Source organism: Deinococcus malanensis, assembly GCF_014647655.1.
GTDB lineage: Bacteria > Deinococcota > Deinococci > Deinococcales > Deinococcaceae > Deinococcus > Deinococcus malanensis.
Genome location: NZ_BMPP01000046.1, coordinates 1 through 7,032, shown reverse-complemented (window position 1 = coordinate 7,032; position 7,032 = coordinate 1). Strand labels below are relative to the sequence as shown.

At 59.4% G+C, this 7,032-nt stretch carries 4 protein-coding genes and 1 pseudogene; 4 read left to right on the top strand and 1 reads right to left on the bottom strand.

The window, feature by feature from the left end:
- Positions 1 to 511 precede the first annotated feature (511 nt).
- The 4 genes and pseudogenes from IEY49_RS20940 (at position 512) to IEY49_RS20930 (ending at position 4,729) form a co-directional block, all read left to right on the top strand.
- Positions 512 to 2,635, top strand: a complete 2,124-nt coding sequence (locus IEY49_RS20940; protein WP_189012320.1) for a VWA domain-containing protein — start codon at positions 512 to 514, stop codon at positions 2,633 to 2,635.
- Positions 2,636 to 2,654: 19 nt separating this feature from the next.
- Positions 2,655 to 2,720: pseudogene (locus IEY49_RS22050) on the top strand (zinc-ribbon domain-containing protein); the annotation flags it as partial.
- Positions 2,721 to 2,873: 153 nt separating this feature from the next.
- Positions 2,874 to 3,152 carry an FHA domain-containing protein gene (locus IEY49_RS20935; RefSeq protein WP_189012319.1) on the top strand — a complete coding sequence of 93 codons (279 nt, stop codon included), beginning with the start codon at positions 2,874 to 2,876 and terminating at the stop codon, positions 3,150 to 3,152.
- 758 nt (positions 3,153 to 3,910) lie between these two features.
- A complete protein-coding gene (locus IEY49_RS20930) occupies positions 3,911 to 4,729 on the top strand; it encodes a PP2C family protein-serine/threonine phosphatase (RefSeq protein WP_189012317.1) in 819 nt (272 codons plus the stop codon).
- 75 nt (positions 4,730 to 4,804) lie between these two features.
- Here IEY49_RS20930 and IEY49_RS20925 read toward each other — a convergent pair.
- Positions 4,805 to 7,032 (bottom strand): right-handed parallel beta-helix repeat-containing protein (locus IEY49_RS20925; protein ID WP_189012315.1); only part of this gene is annotated, 2,228 nt, incomplete at its 5' end.

The following is a 7,032-nucleotide window of genomic DNA, read 5'->3' as shown; positions in this document are numbered from 1 at the left end:
GCGCCGCGAGGCGGCGCTCTTCGAGTTGAGCACGGGAATACTGAGTGGGCTGCCAGCCGGGCATTCCCCAAGTATATCAATGCCAAACCACGACGTGATCAATAAGCAATTGCTGAGTGGGACTGCACCGCAATTCATGTGGCGCGAGCAAGCAGCTGGACGGTGCAGGGCAGCAACCTCAGCGTTCGTGCCAATCCAGCAGGTGCTGAAGCCGTTGGGTGGATCTTGACCGATACGTCTTTCGTGCAGGCCCTGGAGGAGGCTGCTCAGGCGAGCCTGACTCCCGGAGAGTCGTACAGGATCAAGGGTTGTGACCTGTGAGGCATGCGAGAAGGGGCAACAGTATTTTGTTGGTGTCATTGATAGCTCGACTACCCAGTGTTGCTTCGGAACTTCCACGCACAAGGGAACGAAGAGTCGGTCGTCGTTGCATCTGATCTTCCGGCTTGACTCCCGGATATCCGCGCCTGTCTCCTCGCAATTCTGAAATGATGAACTCATCGGAGGTTCTATGACCACCCTGATCGTCGACGCGCAAAACCTCGGTTACCGTACGTGGTTTGCAGTCCAGGACACTACAACCAGCCCCTACGATGCCTACATTGACGTCCTTCGTGACGTTGCCCGAATGACGGGTGCTTCCCGAAGGATCGCCGCTGTCGAGCGGTCACGCAGCTTCCGCTACGCTCTGCTGCCAGGGTACAAGGACGGCCGAACTCAACGAACCTCAGAGCAGCAGGCGTTTCTCGATGCGCTGCCTAAATTGGCTCGCAAGGCAGGATTCGAAGTGTGGCACGCTCATGCCCACGAAGCAGATGACGTGATGGCAACCATGGCCGTCGCCAGCACTGGTCCCGTGCTGATCGTGACCAACGACCGTGATCTCTATGCCTGCGTTAACGATCGCATCCACGTCCTGGTTCCGGATGATGACGCCCCCGATGGCTTTCGACGTATCGATGAGGCCGCCGTCCTCAACAGTTTCGGGGTGCGTCCCCCCCTCATACCGCTCTTCAGGGCCCTCGCTGGGGATGCCAGAGACAAGATCAGCGGGGTGCGCCAGCTTGGCAAGGTCAAAGCACTCCCGATTCTTCAGGCCTATTCCACGCTTGACGAGATCTACACGCATCTTCCTACGCTTGACCCAAAGCTTCAGCGCCTGTTCGACAGCACACCACGTGAGCATGTCGAACTCTGCCTGAAAGTCGCTACCCTCGTCACAGATGCGCCCATCGAGGAGTACACCGGTGACCTTTCCCCAGCCATCACCGTGACTGCCGCTCCCGTGGCAGCCCTGAACGTGCATATCCTGGCGCACCGTGACCATCTCGTCGCCGACACCGCCAACCAGAAACTCTTTGTGCGGCTCACCCTGACCCCCACCGCCGCCGCCCGCGACGCTCGGCCCGACCTGAGCGTTGCCTTCCTCCTCGACACGTCTGCCAGCATGAGTGACGACGTCACCGATGGGGACGACGATGCTGACCAGGAACCCAAAACCAAAATGGATCTCGTGATTGAGGCGATGCAGACCATCATCGCTGACCCTGGCCTCACGACGCGTGACCGCTTTGCCTTGATTCGTTTCGACGAAGAGCCAGTCATCCTGACGACCTTCACGCCAGCGCAGAACCATGAGGTTCTGTCCGAGGCCATCGACGCACTCGACAGTGAGGGTCCCAGCACCTTCATGGGGGCTGGAATGCGCGAGGCGACCGACCTGCTGCTCACCGAGCATGGAAGCCGTCGTCTGATCTTGCTCACTGATGGGCAGACTGTTGATGAGGATGACGTCAACGAGGAAACCGAACGCCTCGCACAGGCGAATATTCCCGTCACGACTGTGGGCGTGGGTGACGACGTCAATACAGACCTGCTCGTCCATATCACCGACCGCACCCAGGGACTTCCGATCGACATCGTCCCCGACACACACCATCCATACCCGCCGGCCATCCGCGCCTCGGAACTGCCTGCCGCGCTTCTTGAGGAGTTGCGCCGCGCCGCCAATGAGGTCGTCACGGACGTCAGCCTCACCGCCCGCCTTGTCCGTGACGTCCAGCTCGAGCGGATCACGCGCGTTCACCCCACGCAGACCGAAGTGGACTGTACGCGAATCCCTCTTGCCCTGGGCAATGTCGATGCGACCCATGGCGCCACGTATCTCCTCGAATTTACCCTGCCTGCGCGGCCTGCCGCACGCATGCGGATTGCTCAGCTTAGCTGCACATATCGTGTGCCGGGCCTTAGAGTGAGCGAGCAAACTTCACCGATGGACATCATCGTTACGTACACCCCGGATCAGGCGCTTAGCGCGAGGGTTGCGCCAGACGTGATGCAGTGGGTTCAGCAGCGCAACCTGGAGCAACTCATTGCCTCCGCCACCAGGCAGGCTTCCACCGATCCTGCGCAGGCACAGCGGACGCTGCAACTGGCGCGCAACATGACCCAGCACCTGAACAACGGAGTCATGACCGTCGCGGTCGATCGCGCACTCCAGGAACTTCACCGTACGCAGAGCCTCAGCGCCGGAACGTCCAAGACGCTGAGACTGGGCACCAAAACCCAGACGATCCACGCTCAGGATCCTGACCTCCCGACAGAAGAAGAGATCCGCCACCACACCGGCCTATGAATGGCATACGAGGACGATCATGATCATCTGTTCAAAGTGCGGAACCGAGAACGAACTCCACGCAGAATTTTGTGATGGGTGCGGTCTCGAGCTGCCGGAAGTCTCACCCCTTACCGCTACGGATATCGCAACTCCTGCCGAGCATTCGACGCCTTTGGCCGACCCGGTGCCTGCGTCCCTGCAACTCAAAAGGCACGGGGCCCCAGCCGATCTGACCTTTCCCCTTGTGGCGTCTCCCGTGGTTCTCGGGCGATTTCATGCCGCTACCGGTCCGGTGGACATTGATGTCACGGACCTCCCAGGTGCGCAGCACGTCTCGCGCCGACACGCGCAGTTTGTCTTTCATAACGGCACGTGGAACGTCCAGGACCTTGACTCCGCAAACGGAGTCTTCCTCAAGCGCACGGGTGACTCGGCCTACTCTGCAGCCATCAGCCAGCCAGCCGAACTACAGGATGGGGATGAAGTCGCGTTCGGCAACCTGATGCTGATCTTCAGGCAGAACCTCCCGACGTGAAGAGAGGGAAGACTGCGCGAACAGATGCCTCGGAGTCCGACTCCCGGGCTCCACGCGCCACATCCCCGTGTGACTCAGATGGGCTCGGCCATGGAGACACACGCGCTCACTCTGAAGTGCCCGTCAGTGGCGGCATCAGCTACGACCTCGATGAGCAGCTTGACCCAACGGCGGACGATTTAGCCTATCCGGAGTCTTCACTTCCCGAGGGCTTTGAACTTCTCTGGACCCTCCCAGGCGGGTGGTTCGTGGCTGAGCATGCCGGAGCACGCTTCACCATCTCGCACCAGGCGCACTCAGTATGGGAGGACTTCCCTCCGTCTGCTCTGCTGCCCCGTGCTCACCGGATCAATGACCACCTGCTCGGCCTTGAATGGACCGATGGGGCACCACTTGATGCCCCCCTACCGTTCAAAGAAGCAGCCCGTTGTCTGCATGAGCTCGTGGATTTCGTCCTTGCCCTTGAACACCATGGGTATGGCCTTGTTGACCTTGAACCCTCCAGCATCCTCCGAACGAGCGAGGCCCTTCACCTCAGAACTCTCCCTACTGTCATCCCATTGGGCGCAACGGCAGATTCCATTCACCGTGAGGGCCTTACCCCCCCCGAGATCTATACTTCCCAACCCGTCACGCCCACCACCGCCACGTTCGTGCTAGGGGCATTGCTCACCTTCTGGATTTCCGGACGCTGGCCCTCATTAGATCAAGACCCAGTTCTTCCAGCGGGACTGCCCGTGATCCCTGGGGTGCCTCATTTGCTTCGTCGTCTCCTGCAGCATGACCCCACGCTGCGCCCCACCCCACACCAGCTTCGTGCCGAGCTGTGTGCCTTCCTCCGTCCTCCAGCGCCTCGCTACAGCATTGGTGTCGCGACGACCGTAGGGCTGAATCCCGAGCGGCCCCTCAACGAGGACGCCTATGCCTACAGCCACCAGGACGCAACGTTCCACGAGGCTGCGGGCGTCCGGCTGGTTGCCTGCGTTGCCGACGGCATCGGTGGTCTTGAAGCGGGTGACGAGGCCAGCGGCGCTGCCACACGCTCCTTCGTCGAGAGTACTTCGGAGCAAGCGGAGGAACGCTTCTGGCAGGCGAATGCCGCCGTGCATACAGCATTGGGATCGCGTCCTGGAGGCTGCACTTTCACAGGTGTCGTGATCAACGGTACTACCGTGCAGCTCGTTCATGTCGGTGATACGCGTGCCTATCGCGTTACACCAAGAGGGTGTGAGCAGCTGACCCCGGACCATTCGCTTGTCGAACTTTTGATCCGGCAGGGCGCCCTTACCGCCGAGCACGCTGCGCACCACCCACAGCGCAATGCCATCCTTCGCTCCCTCGGAGGGGTGACCGAACGTACACCCGAGTACTGCTTTACGAGTGAGTTCAAGCTTGCTCCTGGAGAATGCCTCGTCCTAATGAGTGACGGAGTCTGGGGTGGCATTCCCGCACAACATCTCTGGAGAATTATGACTGAGGCGCAGGACGCTATTGCCATGGCTGACGCGTTGATTGCCGCAGCCCTCTCCTCCGGCGGCGCGGACAACGCTACTGCTCTGATCGTGCACTGCGGGTAATGAAGCACCTGCCCTGCGACGACAAAAGGAGGAGAGTTGCCCGCGACGCGTCGCGGGCAACTCTCCTCCTTTTTCTCAACGGGAGACCACACCGCCGAGCAAGGAGGAACTCCCGTTGAATCCTTCACGCACAGGGGCCGCTTGACCAAGCACCTCAAAGTCCGGTCCGCCGTTCTTAGCGGTCATGTTGTTCCGAGCGACCCCTCTCGCTTGATTCGAAAATCTAATACCCGCTCCTAGATTCTCCGTCACGACATTGTTCTCAAGGATTGGACTTGCTGAACCGGCGACGTGAAGCCCAATCGAGCGGTTCTGAAGGATTGTATTTCCCTCTACGGTAGGCTTCGAACTTCCTTCGACATGGATCCCATTTTGCCTGTTGTTCTCACAGGTATTGCTCTTGGCGAGACCTGCGGCCTGCTCGTTGTAGAGGATGCCTGCCTGCATGTTGTCCCGGCAGATGTTGTCCTTGAGAATAGGTTGCGCGTTGCCCCCGACCTTAATCCCGCCGAGCGTGTTGTTCTCGCAAGTGTTGCCTGTCGCGATGCCGCCAGCAGAGTTGAAGTACCCGATGCCTGACTTCAGGTTATTGCGGCAGGTGTTGTCCTCCAAGGTCGGTTGTGCGTTTGCTTCGACATGAATGCCACTGTACTTGTTGTTTTCGCAGATATTTCCCCTGGCGACGCCTGTGGCGGTGTTGAAGTACACGATCCCTGTCTGGGTGTTATTCCGGCAGGTGTTGTCCTCCAGGGTCGGTTGTGCGTTTGCTTCAACATGTATGCCACTGTGGTTGTTGCTTTCGCAGGTATTTCTCATGGCGATGCCAGCGGCGGTGTTGAAGTACGCGATACCCGTCTGTGAGTTGCCCTTGCAGGTGTTGTCCTCCAGGGTAGGCTTCGCGTTTCCTTCGACATGGATCCCGTTTTGCTTGTTGTTCTCGCAGGTATTGCTCCTGGCGATGCCAGCGGCGGTGTTGAAGTACACGATGCCCGCCTGCGTGTTCTTCCGGCAGGTGTTGTCCTCGAGGGTGGGCTGTGCGCTGTCCTGAACACTGATGCCCTGGTTAGTGTTGTTCTCGCAAGTGTTGCCCCTGGCGACGCCAGCTGCTTCCTCCAGATAGGCGATGCCTGCCTTCTTATTGGCCTTGCAGGAGTTGTTCTCCAGGGTCGGTTGTGCGTTGCCCTGGATATTGATGCCGTGGTTGGTGTTGTTCTCGCAAATGTTGCTTGTCGCGATGCCAGTCGCTTGCCCCAGGTAGACGATGCCTGCCTGCATGTTGCTCCGGCAGGTATTGCCCTCCAAGATGGGTTGCGCGTTGTTCTGGACACTGATGCCTTGGTTGGTGTTGCTCTCACAGGTGTTGCCCCTGGCGACGCCTGTGGCGGTGTTGAAGTACGCGATACCCGTCTGTGAGTTGCCTTTGCAGGTGTTGTCCTCCAGGGTAGGCTTCGCGTTTCCTTCGACATGGATCCCGTTTTGCTTGTTGTTCTCGCAGGTATTGCTCCTGGCGAAGCCACTGGCATTGCCCAAGTAGGCGATTCCCGCCTGCGTGTTGTTCCGGCAGGTGTTGTCCTCCAGGATGGGTTGAGCCTCTTTCGTGACGATAATGCCACTGAGCATGTTGTTCTCGCAGGTGTTGCCCTTGGCGACGCTAGCAGCAGTGCCGGAGTACCTGATGCCCGCCTGCGTGTTGGCCCGGCAGGTGTTGCCCTCGAGGGTGGGTTGCGCGTCGCCCTCGACGATGATGCCACTGAGCATGTTGTTCTCACACATGTTGCCCCTGGCAACGCCAGCAGCAGTATCGGAGTACCTGATGCCCGCCTGCGTGTTGGCCCAGCAGGTGTTGTCCTCGAGGGTAGGTTGAGCCTCGTCCATGACACTGATGCCACTGAGCATGTTGTTCTCACACGTGTTGCCCTTGGCGGTGCCAGTTGCTGCACCAAGATAGGCGATGCCTGCCATTTTATTGGCTTGGCAGGTGTTGTTCTCCAGGGTCAGCTGTGCGTTGCCCTGGATACTGATACCGTGGTTGTTGTTCTCACAGGTGTTGCCCCTAGCGATGCCAGTTGCTTCCCCTAGGTAGACAATGCCTGCCTGTGTGTTGTTCCGGCAGGTGTTGCCCTCAAGGGTGGGTTGCGCGTTGCCCGTGACAATGATGCCGCTGAGCGTGTTGTTCTCACAGGTGTTGCCCCTGGCGACGCCAGCAGCAGTGTCGGAGTACCTGATGCCTGCATTTTTATTGGCCTGGCAGATGTTGTTCTCCAGGGTGGGTTGCGCGTTGCCCTCAACACTGATGCCCTGGT